The sequence below is a fragment of the Pseudomonas auratipiscis genome, from assembly GCF_036324085.1.
In the GTDB taxonomy this organism is placed as follows: domain Bacteria; phylum Pseudomonadota; class Gammaproteobacteria; order Pseudomonadales; family Pseudomonadaceae; genus Aquipseudomonas; species Aquipseudomonas auratipiscis.
In genome coordinates, this window is record NZ_JAZDCU010000002.1 from 441203 (window position 1) to 453680 (window position 12478).

The 12478-nt window shown below is 57.9% G+C and carries 13 protein-coding genes; 9 read left to right on the plus strand and 4 right to left on the minus strand.

Annotation, left to right across the window (positions count from 1 at the left end):
- Positions 1-34: 34 nt before the first annotated feature.
- Positions 35-460, plus strand: a complete 426-nt coding sequence (locus V0R60_RS04490) for an OsmC family protein (protein WP_330078781.1) — start codon at positions 35-37, stop codon at positions 458-460.
- Between the two features lie 73 nt (positions 461-533).
- Positions 534-767 (plus strand): DUF1161 domain-containing protein, encoded by a 234-nt coding sequence (locus tag V0R60_RS04495; RefSeq protein ID WP_136473860.1) that lies wholly within the window; start codon positions 534-536, stop codon positions 765-767.
- Between the two features lie 3 nt (positions 768-770).
- On the opposite strand, the gene V0R60_RS04500 is transcribed toward V0R60_RS04495, so the two are convergent.
- Together V0R60_RS04500 and V0R60_RS04505 are read right to left on the minus strand one after the other, a co-directional pair.
- Complete coding sequence (locus V0R60_RS04500; RefSeq protein ID WP_136473861.1) at positions 771-1184, minus strand: PA0061/PA0062 family lipoprotein; 414 nt, start codon at positions 1182-1184, stop codon at positions 771-773.
- 53 nt (positions 1185-1237) lie between these two features.
- Positions 1238-1651 carry a PA0061/PA0062 family lipoprotein gene (locus V0R60_RS04505; protein WP_136473862.1) on the minus strand — a complete coding sequence of 138 codons (414 nt, stop codon included), beginning with the start codon at positions 1649-1651 and terminating at the stop codon, positions 1238-1240.
- A gap of 67 nt (positions 1652-1718) precedes the next feature.
- Here V0R60_RS04505 and V0R60_RS04510 point away from each other — a divergent pair, with 67 nt between their 5' ends.
- The gene (locus V0R60_RS04510) at positions 1719-2843 is read left to right on the plus strand and encodes an aminopeptidase (RefSeq protein WP_330078780.1); all 1125 of its coding nucleotides are present in this window, start codon (positions 1719-1721) and stop codon (positions 2841-2843) included.
- On the opposite strand, the gene V0R60_RS04515 is transcribed toward V0R60_RS04510, so the two are convergent.
- Both V0R60_RS04515 and V0R60_RS04520 read right to left on the minus strand, forming a co-directional pair.
- Positions 2830-3486, minus strand: a complete 657-nt coding sequence (locus tag V0R60_RS04515) for an HAD family hydrolase (RefSeq protein ID WP_330078779.1) — start codon at positions 3484-3486, stop codon at positions 2830-2832. The genes V0R60_RS04510 and V0R60_RS04515 overlap by 14 nt on opposite strands.
- 29 nt (positions 3487-3515) lie before the next feature.
- Positions 3516-4064 (minus strand): gamma carbonic anhydrase family protein, encoded by a 549-nt coding sequence (locus tag V0R60_RS04520; protein WP_136473865.1) that lies wholly within the window; start codon positions 4062-4064, stop codon positions 3516-3518.
- 91 nt (positions 4065-4155) lie between these two features.
- On the opposite strand from V0R60_RS04520, the gene prlC reads away from it, so the two are divergent.
- From prlC to V0R60_RS04550, 6 genes are all read left to right on the plus strand, one after another.
- Positions 4156-6207: an oligopeptidase A gene (prlC, locus tag V0R60_RS04525; protein ID WP_330078778.1), complete on the plus strand. Its 2052-nt coding sequence runs from the start codon at positions 4156-4158 to the stop codon at positions 6205-6207.
- Positions 6204-6482 carry a YheV family putative zinc ribbon protein gene (locus V0R60_RS04530; RefSeq protein ID WP_136473867.1) on the plus strand — a complete coding sequence of 93 codons (279 nt, stop codon included), beginning with the start codon at positions 6204-6206 and terminating at the stop codon, positions 6480-6482. The genes prlC and V0R60_RS04530 overlap by 4 nt, the downstream gene beginning before the upstream one ends.
- A 129-nt stretch (positions 6483-6611) precedes the next feature.
- Positions 6612-8642, plus strand: a complete 2031-nt coding sequence (locus tag V0R60_RS04535; protein WP_330078777.1) for a M3 family metallopeptidase — start codon at positions 6612-6614, stop codon at positions 8640-8642.
- Between the two features lie 67 nt (positions 8643-8709).
- Positions 8710-9768, plus strand: a complete 1059-nt coding sequence (locus V0R60_RS04540) for a PA0069 family radical SAM protein (protein ID WP_330078776.1) — start codon at positions 8710-8712, stop codon at positions 9766-9768.
- Positions 9769-10013: 245 nt separating this feature from the next.
- Complete coding sequence (locus V0R60_RS04545; protein WP_136473870.1) at positions 10014-10733, plus strand: carbonic anhydrase; 720 nt, start codon at positions 10014-10016, stop codon at positions 10731-10733.
- Between the two features lie 153 nt (positions 10734-10886).
- Positions 10887-12452 carry a SulP family inorganic anion transporter gene (locus tag V0R60_RS04550; protein WP_330143355.1) on the plus strand — a complete coding sequence of 522 codons (1566 nt, stop codon included), beginning with the start codon at positions 10887-10889 and terminating at the stop codon, positions 12450-12452.
- Positions 12453-12478: the final 26 nt, after the last annotated feature.

Here is a 12478-nt window from a genome sequence, read left to right on the forward strand (position 1 = left end):
CAAACTTGCGCCCTGCAGACACTCAGGAGGCAGTATGAAAAAAACAGCATCGGCCGTTTGGGAAGGTGGTCTGAAGGAAGGAAAAGGTCAGATTTCTACTGAAAGTGGTGCGCTTAAAGCGAACCCTTATGGGTTCAACACAAGGTTCGAAGGACAGCCAGGGACCAATCCGGAAGAGCTGATCGGTGCAGCCCATGCCGGTTGCTTTTCCATGGCCCTGTCAATGCTGTTGGGTGAGGCGGGATTCACCGCCGAACGTATCGACACCACAGCTGAAGTGACCCTTGAGAAACAATCGGACGGTTTTGCCATCACTGCGGTGCACTTGATTCTCAAGGCCAAGGTTCCTGGTGCCAGTGAGGAGCAATTCAAGGAGGTGGCGAAAAAGGCGAAATCCGGTTGCCCAGTGTCGAAAGTGCTCAATGCAACCATCAGTCTGGACGCGACCCTGGTGGGATAAGGTCGAACCGGGACGGGCTTCTTGTGGTCAAATGGGAGTCGGCAGGACCTCTGCCGCCACAAGGAGCTGTCCCATGATTCGTGTTGCAATAGCTGTGATGGCATCGCTGCTGACTACTTCTGTGCTTGCCGCCCCGAAAAACTGCGAGGAGCTCAAGGCTGAGATCGAAGCGAAGATTCAGGCAAACAACGTCAGCTCCTACACCCTTGAAATCGTCAAGAACGAAGAGGTTCACGACCAGAATATGGTGGTCGGCAGTTGCGAGGGCGGAACCAAAAAGATCATCTACCAGAAGAATGATCGTTAAGCGTCAGGGAATGCAAAAGATGTCGTTGGCTTCTTCTGCGACGATTTTGCGCTGTGCGTCGTAAAGATAGGCGCTGGGTCGCATTGCGGGAGCCCGGGCTTCCAGACGATAGCGCTGGCCGGCTTCGAAGTTGTCGTAACGCACTTTCAGATAACAGGTCCGGTCCACGGGATCGACCGAGAAACCTCCGGAATACACTTCAAAATCGAAGCGGACGGTCAGCTCGTGCTTGCCTGGCGTGACTTGGAAGAAGCGTCCGTCGTTAAGCCGCTCACCATCCAGACGGTCGGCCATCAGTATCTTGCCGGGTGTCATGGTGTACAGATCGACCCACGCCTGCTTGCTATCAACTGGAGGCAGGGGGCTGGCGCAGGCCCCCAGGGTACTGAGGGCAATCAGCATCATTGGCTGGCGCATGGCAAACTCCCGCTTGTAACCTACAAAGCATAAGCATAGCGCCGTTCACACTGTCAGGTGCGCTGGCAGCCCGCCGGAGCTCCTTTGCTGAGCAGATTACGCTGGTCGTCGTAGAGCTTTGCCCACGGGCGAAAGCCTATGCTGCCCGCTTCAAGCTGGTAGCGTTGCCCGGCATTGAAATCCTTGAACTTGAGATTCAGTTGGCAATCGCGCCACAGCGGCTCGCTGACCGGGCCAATATTGCTGGGGGTCACCGGGAACAGGTAGCGCACCGTCAGTTCGTGGCTGCCGGGCGAGACTTCGAAATAACGGTTATCACTCCAAGTACGCTCGTCTACCTCTACGGCATGCAAGGTATCGTCCGAACTGGGCGCAAGGTCGATCCAGGCCTGGTTGGGATCGGGGGCAGGCAAGCCGGCACAGCCGGATAAAAGCAGAAGACCACTGAAGACAAGCAGTGTACGCATGGCAAAACTCCAGCCGGGCAGGATAGTCTTGAAGCTGATGAGCTCTTGAGCGGATAACGGGACACCAATGCTTCGACTATTTCTTTTATTGCGCTCAAGTCTTGGGGCACTCGACCATTTTTTTCGCTACTTGGTTCCCGTGCTGGCGCTCGGGCTGCTCAACGGTTGTTCCAGCATTGGCTATTACGGGCAGTTGGCCAGCGGGCAGTGGCAGCTGTTGCAGGCGCGCAAACCGGTCTCCGAGGTGCTCGCGCAGCCCGCCACCCCCCCGAAATTGCGTCAGCACCTGCTGCACGCCGAACAGGCCAGGACGTTCGCCAGCGCGCAGTTGAAACTGCCGGATAACCGCAGCTACCGGGTTTATGCGGACATTGGCCGCCCGTTTGTGGTGTGGAATGTGTTTGCTACGCCGGAGTTTTCCCTCGAACCCCAGACCCATTGCTTTCCCATTGCCGGGTGCGTCGCCTATCGCGGTTATTACACTCAAGGTGCTGCCCGCGGCGCAGCTGCGCTGCAAAAGCAGCAGGGGCTGGATGTGTATGTGGGGGGTGTGGAGGCCTACTCGACCCTGGGTTGGTTTGATGACCCGATCCTGAGCTCGATGCTGGGCTGGGGTGACGAGCGACTGGCCACGGTCATTTTCCATGAACTGGCACACCAGCGCGTGTATGTGCAGGACGACACGGCATTCAACGAATCATTTGCCACCTTTGTCGAACAGGAAGGTTCTCGCCAGTGGCGTGCTGCTCGCGGCCTGCCAGCGCAAACACTGGATGATGGTCCACAACGCGATCAGTTCGTGGCGTTGGTTCTGGCCAGCCGTGAACGGTTGAAGACGTTGTACGCAGCACCACTGACCGAATCAGCCAAGCGTGCCGGAAAACAAGCCGAATTCGAGCGCTTGCGCCGAGATTATCGCACTTTGCGCGACAGCCAATGGGGTGGTAAGGGCCGTTTTGACGCCTGGATCAATGCGCCGATGAACAACGCCAAGTTGTTGCCCTTTGGTTTGTACGACCAATGGGTGCCGGCCTTCGCGGCGCTGTTTGCCCAGGTAGATAGCGATTGGGATGCTTTTTACCAGCGGGTCGAAACCCTCGGGCGACTGTCGCTCGAGCAGCGCCAGCAAGCCCTGAACAGAATCGCGGAGCAGGCGCGCTCCCACCCCGCGATCGTGGTCAGCCCTGATTAGGGATGAACGCGCTGTGCAGCTCGGCCAAGGTCGCAAAGTGATAGGCCGGTTGTTCCGCTGTCAGCTCCTCATGACTGCCAAAGCCGTAACCGACCGCTACAGCTTCGAGTCCATTGCAGCGAGCGCCAATCAGGTCGTGCTTGCGGTCGCCGATCATCAAGGTTTGCGCCGGATCCAGCGATTCCTCGGCAAGCAGGTGAGCAATCAACTCGACCTTGTTGGTACGGGTGCCGTCCAGCTCACTGCCGTAGATCACTTTGAAGTGATGATCGAACTGGAAATGCCGGGCAATCTCACGGGCAAACTGCCAAGGCTTGGACGTGGCGATGTACAGCGTTCTGCCCTGCCCGTTCAAGGCTTCGAGGAGCGGCTGGACACCCTCGAACACCAGGTTTTCATACAATCCGGTCACCTTGAAGCGCTCGCGGTAGAAATTCACCGCTTGCCAGGCTTTGGCTTCGTCGAAGCCATAAAATTGCATGAATGCCTGTAGCAACGGAGGGCCGATGAAGTGCTCAAGACGCGCCAGGTCTGGTTCATCGATATCCAGCTTGGCCAGGGCGAACTGGATCGAACGCGTGATGCCCAGGCGCGGATCGGTCAGGGTGCCGTCGAGGTCGAAAAGAATATTCTGCTGATGCATAACTGTCTCGATAAGGGGCGTGGACGGACTCACTCAGGCAAGTGATAGCCTTCGGCCAAGTGCTGGTCTTTGAGTTTTACGTAGTTGCTGGCGCTGTAGGGGAAGAACGCGCGTTCCTTTTCAGTCAAGGCCCGGGCCTGTTTGACCGGGCTGCCGACATACAGGTAGCCGCTTTCCAGGCGTTTTCCCGGCGGGACCAGACTGCCGGCACCAATGATCACTTCGTCTTCGACGATTGCCCCGTCCATGATCGTACTGCCCATGCCGACCAGAATCCTGTTGCCGAGGGTGCAGCCATGCAGCATCACTTTATGACCGATGGTCACTTCGTCACCGATCAGCAATGGAAAGCCGTCGGGATTGAACGGGCCGGCATGGGTAATGTGCAACACGCTGCCGTCTTGCACGCTGGTGCGAGCGCCAATGCGGATTCGGTGCATATCGCCGCGGATCACTGTCAGTGGCCAGACGGAGCTGTCTGCACCGATCTCGACATCACCCAGCACCACGGCGCTGCGGTCCACGAAGGCACGCTCGGCCAAGCGCGGCGAATGGTTCTGGAAGGTGCGAATGGCCATGATAGGGGTTCTCTTTGGTGTTGATAGGGCTGCGGTCTGCGTCGATTGTAATTAAGATGGTCCGGTGTTTCTTCTGCCAAGGTGTTTAACCGTGAGTGCGAACAACCCGCTACTGCAGTCTTATGACTTGCCGCCCTTCTCGGCGATCCGTGCCGAGCATGTGCAGCCGGCGATTGAACAGATCCTGGCCGACAACCGTACAGCTATTGCCCAAATCCTCAAGACTCAAGGCCAGCAACCAAGCTGGGCCGGTCTGGTGCTGGCCATGGACGAACTCAATGATCGCCTGGGCGCCGCCTGGAGCCCGGTCAGTCACCTCAATGCCGTGTGCAACAGCGCCGAGCTGCGTGAAGCCTACGAGGCCTGCCTGCCAGCGCTCAGTGCGTATGCCACTGAACTTGGCCAGAACCGCGAGCTGTTCCAGGCCTACGAGGCGTTGATCGCCAGCCCGGAAGCGGCAAGCTTCGACGTTGCGCAAAAGACTATTCTTGAACATGCCCTGCGTGACTTCCGCCTGTCGGGTATCGACCTGCCAGCTGATCAGCAGCAACGGTATGCCCAGGTGCAAAGCAAACTCAGCGAGCTGGGCAGCCGGTTCTCCAACCAGTTGCTCGATGCCACCCAGGCCTGGACCAAGCATGTCAGCGATGAGGCTGCGCTGGCCGGACTGACTGATTCGGCCAAGGCGCAGATGGCCGCTGCAGCCCAGGCCAAAGGGCTTGATGGCTGGCTGATCAGCCTGGAGTTCCCCAGCTACTACGCCGTGATGACTTACGGCGAAGATCGCGCGTTGCGCGAAGAAATTTACGCCGCCTACTGCACCCGCGCTTCTGATCAGGGTCCTAATGCCGGTCAGTTCGACAACGGTCCGGTGATGGGCGAAATTCTTGACCTGCGCCAGGAGTTAGCCGAACTGCTGGGCTATGCGAACTACGCTGAGCTGAGCCTGGCAACAAAAATGGCCGAGTCCAGCGACCAGGTGCTGACCTTCCTGCGTGACCTGGCCAAGCGCAGCAAGCCGTTTGCCATCCAGGATCTGGCTCAGCTCAAGGCTTACGCGGCCGAGCAAGGTTGTCCGGACCTGCAAAGCTGGGACAGCGGCTTTTACGGCGAAAAACTCCGTGAGCAGCGCTACAGCGTGTCTCAGGAAACCCTGCGTGCCTACTTCCCGATTGATAAGGTGTTGTCTGGTCTGTTCGCTATTGTCCAGCGTCTGTACGGTATCGAAATTGCCGAGCTCAAGGGCTTCGACACCTGGCATCCGGATGTGCGCCTGTTCGAAATTAAGGAGCATGGTCAGCACGTAGGCCGCTTCTTCTTCGACCTTTATGCCCGCGCCAACAAGCGTGGCGGCGCTTGGATGGACGGTGCCCGCGACCGTCGACGGAACGCGGAGGGCCAATTGCAGAGCCCGGTGGCAAACCTGGTATGTAACTTCACGCCTGCAGTACCTGGTAAACCTGCGCTGCTGACGCACGATGAAGTCACCACCTTGTTCCACGAGTTTGGGCATGGCTTGCACCACTTGCTGACTCGCATCGAGCATGCCGGTGTGTCGGGAATCAATGGTGTGGCCTGGGATGCCGTGGAACTGCCTAGCCAGTTCATGGAAAACTGGTGCTGGGAGCCTGAAGGTCTGGCGCTGATCTCCGCTCATTACGAAACCGGTGCAGCCCTTCCACAAGACCTGCTTGAGAAAATGCTGGCGGCGAAAAACTTCCAGTCCGGGCTGATGATGGTCCGTCAATTGGAGTTCTCGCTGTTCGACTTCGAACTGCACGCCAGCCACGGCGACGGCCGTAGTGTGCTGGAAGTGCTCGAGGGCATTCGCGACGAAGTCTCGGTCATGCGGCCACCTGCGTACAACCGCTTCCCCAACAGCTTTGCGCACATCTTTGCCGGGGGTTATGCCGCGGGCTACTACAGTTACAAGTGGGCTGAAGTGCTCTCGGCCGATGCGTTCTCGCGGTTTGAGGAAGAAGGCGTGCTAAACGCGCAAACGGGTCGTGCTTTTCGCGAGGCGATTCTGGCGCGTGGCGGCTCGCAGGAGCCGATGCTGCTGTTCGTCGACTTCCGTGGTCGTGAGCCATCAATCGATGCACTCTTGCGCCATTGTGGTTTGAGTGAGGATGTGGCGGCATGAGCGATGGGCCTGTGATAACGAAAAAACGCTTCATCGCCGGGGCAGTCTGCCCGGCATGCAGCGAGCCGGACAAACTGATGATGTGGAGCGAAGACAGCGTCCCGCATCGAGAGTGTGTGGCGTGTGGGTTCTGCGACACGCTCAACGAACAGGGGCTGTCGGTGCCCAAGGAGCTGGGCACTCGAGTCAACAAGATCGAGGTCAAACCAGCCGAGGCGAAGGTGCAGACTGTTCAGTTCTTCCCCAATCCCAAGCTGAAAAAGCCTGCGGAGTAAGGCTGTCACCCTACCCAGGGCGTCCTGCCCTGGGTGTCTAGTATTTTCCCGTGCAGTAGATAGTTACCGCTTGTCAGGCTGATGTGTCTTGCAAGCTCGGGTCACTGATAACCCGAGCAAGGAAGCACTATGAGTACTGAAAATCCACTGTTGGGCGCCCAAGGTCTGATCGCCTACGACCAGATCACCTTGGAACATTTACGCCCGGCTGTCGATCAGGTGATCGAGGAGCACGAAAACGGCATTGATCAAATCATCGGCCATCAGCAAGCATTGCCCACCTGGGATGATCTGGCGCTTGCTGTGGATGGGCTGGATGCCAGGTTGCAGGGGGTGTTCTACTCCATGGTTCCTTTGATGGCTCGAGGCGATGCCTGGGCATCTGAAGTGTTCGAGTGCTATGGACTCATCGACGCGCGCTTCAAGCAGAAGCTTAAAAATGCGCCGCTGCATGTTTTGTATGAGCGTCTCGCCGCCAGCGACGTGGGGGCCAATCTTGATGCCCATCAGCGTGGCACCTTGCAACAAGTGCTCAAGGAGTTTCGTCTGGCAGGTGTTGGCCTGGACGATGCCAGACAGCTTGAACTGGAACAGCTGGAGTCGCGGATCCGCGAGTTGGAGGGGAAATTCCAGGAAACGCTGCAGAAGTCGGTTGAGCAATCCAGCATCCACATTACCGATGAAACGCAGCTTGAGGGGGTTCCTGAACCGCTGCGCGCCGACCTGGCTCAAAAGGCCAGGGATGCCTCATTGCCCGGCTGGCTGATTGTTTGTGTGCAGGAACCGTGCAACGCGATTCTTAAACATGCCACGGACCGCGCCCTGCGCGAGCAGGTTTACCGCGCATACACCACCCGCGGCTGGGACAGTGAACTGGCACATGACAACGGCCCGGTGCTGGAGCAGTTGGCGCAACTCAGGCTCGAAAAAGCCCGCCTGCTAGGGTTTGACAGTTACATGGCGTTGAGCCTTGAATCGAAAAGTGCCGGCTCCGTCGAGCAAGTTGCAGGCTTTCTCGACGATCTGGTTCGCAGGGTTGGCCCAGGGATGCAGCGAAGGCAAACACGACTGCAGGCGGTGGGGCAGTCCCATGGCCTGGAGACTGTCCAACCTTGGGACGTGACTTATCTGCAGGCTGCCGATGCGCGGGCAACGTTGGGTCTTCCGGCTAAAGGGCTGCGCGGCTTCTTCCCGCTGGACAAGGTGGTGCAAGCTTTGCGTGAGCTGACCTGGCAGTTGTTTGGCGTCACCTTGAACACTGATGAGTCCGTCGCGGCCTGGGATCCAAGCGTACTCACCTTTGAGGTGCTCCAGGACCATGCGACGATTGGTTATATTCATCTCGACCTGATCGACCGACCTGGCAAACAAGTGTTGGGCGTTTCTACCTCATACATCTGGCACCGACGGGTCGATGCCGAGGGTATCTACCATGGCGCCGTGGCGGTAGTGTTCAGCGACATCGCACCAGGCATTGGTGGTGAGCAACCACAACTCAGTCACCTCTCTCTGCGCAAGTTGTTTCACGAGTACGGGCATGCCATGCACCACCTGCTGGTGCGCACCAACAACCATCTACTGTCCGATCTACGACGCTTGGGGGCGGACGGCGTAGAGGTATCGAGTAAATTGCTTGAACGTTGGACGTGGGATGCCGACTACATGGCCGACATTTCTTCGCACCATGAGGATGGCCGCAAGCTGACAACGGAGCAGGTACAACTGGCGCTGACGGCTTTGCAGGGCGAGGGCATTCAGGAGTGCGCACTCCTGCTGTCTCAAGCCTTGTTCGATTTCGATCTGCACCTGTCAGCTGATGACGGCAGGACAATCGACCAGCGAGCCGAGACCAGTCATGCGCAGGTTTGTGGTTGGCCATTGGTAGGTTTTGAACGTCCCATGCATGCCTTGGATCACTTGGTCAGTGGATATGACGCGAGTTTCTACGCTTACCTGTGGTCCGATGCTCAGGCTTTTGATTTGTTTACACGTTTCCAGAGCGAAGGCTTGCGCAGTGCTTCGACGGGGCGAGCGTTGCAGGATGTGGTTCTGTCACAAGGTGCGGCGCGCCCAATTTCGCAAAGCCTGGAAGCTTTCCTGGGCCGTCCAGTGAGCTATGTGCCCTTCCTGCGCTGGTATGGTGTGGCTGAAGATGATTGACCAAAGGCGCTGGCAGAAATAGCCATACCTCTATACTGTATGTAAATACAGTATAGAGGTTGGCGCGATGTTCTCTCCAGCACCGCAAAGGGGCCGTGGTACGACCCTCAATCCCCACAATCGCTTCGCCCCCAGGCAATCGCTTGCAGAAGACGATGGCTGGTACCAAGAGGTACCCATGACCCAAGGGACCGAGGTGCGCAGCGAGACGGCCAAGTCCATCATTACTCGCAACACCTCACCCGATCTGCCTTTCGACCGCTCGATCAATCCCTATCGTGGCTGCGAGCATGGTTGTATCTACTGCTATGCGCGGCCAAGCCATGCCTACTGGGATTTGTCTCCTGGACTGGATTTCGAGACCAAGCTGATCGCCAAGACCAATGCTGCGCAAGTGCTTGAGCAGCAGTTGAGCAAGCCGGGTTATGTCTGTGCTCCGATCAATCTTGGCTCCAACACAGATCCCTACCAACCCATCGAACGCGAGCAGAAACTGACCCGGCGCTTGCTGGAGGTGCTGCTGCGCTATCGTCATCCGGTCACGATTGTCACCAAAGGCTCGTTGATCCTTCGTGACCTGGATGTGCTCGCCGAGCTGGCCCGGCAACGCTTGGTGACGGTAATGATCAGCCTGACGACCCTCGATGATGAGCTAAAACGCACGCTGGAGCCTCGGGCCGCAGCGCCCAAGGCGCGATTGCGAGCGATCCGGGTGCTGAGTGAGGCAGGTGTACCGGTAGGCGTGCTGTGTTCACCGATGATCCCGATGATCAATGACAGCGAGCTGGAGCAGTTGCTTGAGGCGGCCAAGAACGTCGGAGCGCTGAGCGCGGCGTACATGCTGTTGCGTTTGCCGCTGGAGGTTGCACCGTTGTTCGAGCAATGGTTGCAGGATCACTATCCACAACGCGCCAACCATGTATTGAGTCTTATCCGCCAGAGCCGCGGTGGAGAGTTGTATGACAGCCGCTTTGGTGCGCGCATGCGCGGTGAAGGTGTATTTGCCGACTTGTTGGCGCAGCGGTTCGCCAAGGCGATCCGTCGCCTGGAGCTGAATCAGCGCAAAGGCTATGCGCTTGATTGCAGTGCCTTTTGTCCGCCAGGAGGGCAGATGTCGTTGCTCTGACTTAAGTAATGGGTATTGGCCATTGATGGTTTTTTGATATTATTCTGGCCTCTCCTTGAATCTCTGGAACGCCCGTTCTAGAGCCTCTTAATTCAGTTTGAGTTAAGTTTTTCCGCGTAGCGTAGGAATTCAGCCAACAACTGATGTGATTGTTGGTGCGCGCTGGTCATCCAAACGACATGCGCTATTTGAATCATCAACCCGGTAAAATGGACTTAACCAAAAACCGTCAAAGAGGATGAATCATGCCCGTCAAGGACCCATCCAAGGTCGTTCCGGAAGCACCTGCCGAGAGCGCTGATGCCGCCCTGAAGCATATCGTCGACGGCTTTCTGCGGTTTCATCACGACGTTTTTCCTGAGCAGCAGGAGTTGTTCAAGAAGCTCGCCACCTCGCAAAAGCCTCGCGCCATGTTCATCACCTGCGCTGACTCGCGCATCGTGCCCGAGTTGATCACCCAAAGCTCGCCCGGCGATCTGTTCGTTACTCGTAACGTGGGTAACGTAGTACCGCCGTATGGGCAGATGAATGGTGGTGTATCCACCGCCATCGAATACGCAGTACTGGCCTTGGGCGTACATCACATCATTGTTTGCGGTCACTCCGATTGCGGCGCGATGCGCGCAGTACTGAACCCTCAAAGTCTCGAGAAGATGCCGACGGTAAAGGCCTGGTTACGCCATGCCGAGGTGGCCCGCACGGTGGTCGAGGACAATTGTTCCTGCGGCAGCGAGCATGAAAGCATGCAGGTACTGACCAAGGAAAACGTCATTGCCCAGTTGCACCACTTGCGTACCCACCCTTCGGTGGCTTCGCGTCTGGCAGCCGGCCAGTTGTTTATCCATGGCTGGATCTATGACATCGAAACCAGCCAGATCGAAGCATACGATGCTGCCAGCGACAGCTTCCAACCGCTGTCCGCCGGTCAACCGATTCCCTGCGCAACACCCAAAGGCCGCTACTAAGCGTCCTTGAAACCTCCATAACTGCCTGATTGACCGCTGCACCCACGGGTGCGGTCTGGTCATCGGCTGCCTTGAATTCTCCTGACTGCCTTGCCGGCCTGCTGGCGGCTAGCGGCTGCGTGTTTGTCAGGGGTTGTGCCTGCGGCCATCGGAATGGCTGTGAATCTTGAGAGAAGGAGTGACACGGTGAACAAGACACAAGCGAAAGCGTTAATCCCGCGGGAGCTACTGGCCTCTGTAGTGGTTTTTCTGGTCGCCCTGCCCTTGTGCATGGGTATCGCCATAGCCTCGGGCATGCCGCCAGCCAAGGGTCTGATTACTGGAATCATCGGCGGGATCGTGGTCGGTTGGCTCGCCGGCTCGCCCCTGCAGGTAAGCGGTCCTGCCGCTGGCCTGGCTGTTTTGGTGTTTGAGCTGGTACGTCAGCACGGCGTGGCAATGCTGGGTCCGATTCTGTTGCTGGCAGGCCTGCTGCAACTGCTGGCCGGGCGCTTGCGCCTGGGGTGCTGGTTTCGGGTTACGGCTCCTGCGGTGGTCTACGGCATGCTCGCCGGTATCGGTGTGTTAATTGTTTTGTCCCAGGTACATGTGATGTTCGACAGCGCGCCGCAGCCTTCAGGCCTTGCCAATCTGGCTGGTTTCCCTGACACCGTCAGGCAAGCGTTCATGCAAGGTGGGCGGGACCAGGGTTTGCAGGCTGCTGCATTGGGGCTGGGCACTATCGCGGTTATGTGGGGCTGGGAGCGATTTCGGCCGCAAACGCTGAGGTTTGTGCCTGGTGCGCTGCTCGGGGTCGCCTTGATGACCGCAATCAGTATCTGGCTCACGCTGCCGGTCAATCGCGTTCAAGTACCGGCGGATCTGAGTGAGGCTATCGACTGGTTGCGTCCGGCTGATCTCCTGAGTCTGGCTGATCCGAATCTGCTGGTGGCAGCTTTTGCCCTGGCGTTTATCGCCAGTGCTGAAACGTTGCTTTCCGCTGCTGCTGTAGACCGCATGCACAATGGTCAGCGTTCGGATTTTGATCGTGAATTATCGGCGCAAGGATTGGGCAACATGCTCTGCGGTGTGCTGGGGGCGTTGCCCATGACTGGGGTAATTGTGCGCAGCTCCGCCAATGTTCAGGCCGGTGCCCAAACGCGTTTATCGGCAATTCTGCACGGGGTGTGGTTGCTGGCGTTTGTCGTGGTGCTTGGCAGTTTGTTGCAGCAGATACCCGTGGCGAGTCTTGCGGGGGTGCTGGTGTACACCGGTATCAAACTGGTGGACTTCAAGGCTTTCAAGGGTTTGAGCCGGTACGGCCGTATGCCGATGTTTACCTACGCGGTCACGGCGCTAGCGATCATCTTTACTGATCTGTTGACCGGAGTGCTGCTGGGTTTTGCGCTGACCTTGTTCAAGCTGGCGCTGAAGGCGGCACGCCTGAAAATCAGCGTGGCCAGCCTTGATGTTCCCGGTCATCTGGAGCTGCGCTTGAGCGGCGCGGCAACCTTTCTCAAGGTACCGGCGTTGGCCCAGGTGCTTGAAGGTCTTCCAGCAGGAACCACATTGCATGTACCGCTGGCCAACCTCAGCTATATCGATCACTCATGCCTTGAACTGCTTGAGGATTGGGGGCGGGCCAACGCAGGCAAGGGTTCGCGGCTAGTGATTGAGCAGCGCAGATTGAAACGCCGGACCGAAGGGCGGGTGCGCACAACGGCGGGCTTGGGCGCCTGACTCATCGCGGCTAAAGCCCGCTCCTA

Coding starts and splice junctions, on each gene's coding strand:
- V0R60_RS04490 (WP_330078781.1), top strand. CDS start 35: ATGAAAAAAACAGCATCGGCCGTTTGGGAAGGTGGTCTGAAGGAAGGA.
- V0R60_RS04495 (WP_136473860.1), top strand. CDS start 534: ATGATTCGTGTTGCAATAGCTGTGATGGCATCGCTGCTGACTACTTCT.
- V0R60_RS04500 (WP_136473861.1), bottom strand. CDS start 1,184: ATGCGCCAGCCAATGATGCTGATTGCCCTCAGTACCCTGGGGGCCTGC.
- V0R60_RS04505 (WP_136473862.1), bottom strand. CDS start 1,651: ATGCGTACACTGCTTGTCTTCAGTGGTCTTCTGCTTTTATCCGGCTGT.
- V0R60_RS04510 (WP_330078780.1), top strand. CDS start 1,719: ATGCTTCGACTATTTCTTTTATTGCGCTCAAGTCTTGGGGCACTCGAC.
- V0R60_RS04515 (WP_330078779.1), bottom strand. CDS start 3,486: ATGCATCAGCAGAATATTCTTTTCGACCTCGACGGCACCCTGACCGAT.
- V0R60_RS04520 (WP_136473865.1), bottom strand. CDS start 4,064: ATGGCCATTCGCACCTTCCAGAACCATTCGCCGCGCTTGGCCGAGCGT.
- V0R60_RS04530 (WP_136473867.1), top strand. CDS start 6,204: ATGAGCGATGGGCCTGTGATAACGAAAAAACGCTTCATCGCCGGGGCA.
- V0R60_RS04535 (WP_330078777.1), top strand. CDS start 6,612: ATGAGTACTGAAAATCCACTGTTGGGCGCCCAAGGTCTGATCGCCTAC.
- V0R60_RS04540 (WP_330078776.1), top strand. CDS start 8,710: ATGTTCTCTCCAGCACCGCAAAGGGGCCGTGGTACGACCCTCAATCCC.
- V0R60_RS04545 (WP_136473870.1), top strand. CDS start 10,014: ATGCCCGTCAAGGACCCATCCAAGGTCGTTCCGGAAGCACCTGCCGAG.
- V0R60_RS04550 (WP_330143355.1), top strand. CDS start 10,887: ATGGCTGTGAATCTTGAGAGAAGGAGTGACACGGTGAACAAGACACAA.